This window comes from Brevundimonas sp. UBA7838 (assembly GCF_002500885.1).
In the GTDB taxonomy this organism is placed as follows: Bacteria; Pseudomonadota; Alphaproteobacteria; order Caulobacterales; family Caulobacteraceae; genus Brevundimonas; species Brevundimonas vesicularis_C.
Window position 1 is genome coordinate 18,299 of record NZ_DLTK01000031.1, and the last position, 771, is coordinate 19,069.

The following is a 771-nucleotide window of genomic DNA, read 5'->3' on the forward strand; positions in this document are numbered from 1 at the left end:
TTCGGCCCAGAAGTCGACCAGGACAGGAGTCGAGGATTTCAGGACGTCGGCGTCGAAGCTTTCGTCGGTGACTTTAACTGTCGCCATAAATGGCTCCTTGGGCGCTATCGCTCGGCGCGCGGCGCCTCGCTACTTGAGCGCAGGTTGATGTTGGCCGGAGCGTCCGGGTTCGGTCGCAGATGTGGGAGCGAATCGCGGGCAATTCAACTGCCCGCGAGCGCCGCCGCCAGCAGGGCTTCGGGAATGGGCATCAACTTGGGTCCGTCGGTCCAGACCAGGGCGGCCTCGACCGGGCGGTCGGGATAGAGGCGCTTCAGCACGGCGACATAGACGGCGGCCTGCAACACATAGGCGGGATCGACCGCCTCAACGGCGTCTGGCGCGGGGCGGTTGGTCTTGTAATCGACGACCAGAACCTTCTCGGGCGTGACCACAAGCCGGTCTATGCGGCCGTTGATGGCGACGCCGGGCGGCAGGTCGGGTGCTGATCCCGTCAGGGCGACCTCGGCGCGGGAGCCGGGACCGAAGACCGGGGCGAAGCGGGCGTCGTTCAGAACAGAGAAGGCGGCGGCGATCATCTCGGCGCGCTGGGCCTCGTCCAGATCAGTCTCGCGGGCCAGCAGGCGCCGGGCGGCGTCGGGGCGGTCGGCGGGCGCGATCTCGGGCAGGCGTTCCAGCAGCCGGTGGATCAGGTCGCCGCGCCGGAACCGGCCCAGCGATGCCCCGCCGGCCGCGCGGTTGGCCAAAGGGGAGGGGGCGGGAATGCGGATC

The 771-nt window shown here is 69.1% G+C and carries 1 protein-coding gene; it reads right to left on the reverse strand.

The features are described from left to right. Positions 1 to 203: 203 nt before the first annotated feature. On the reverse strand, positions 204 to 771 hold a 568-nt coding region (locus B3T77_RS01885), incomplete at its 5' end, for a PD-(D/E)XK nuclease family protein (protein ID WP_292076617.1).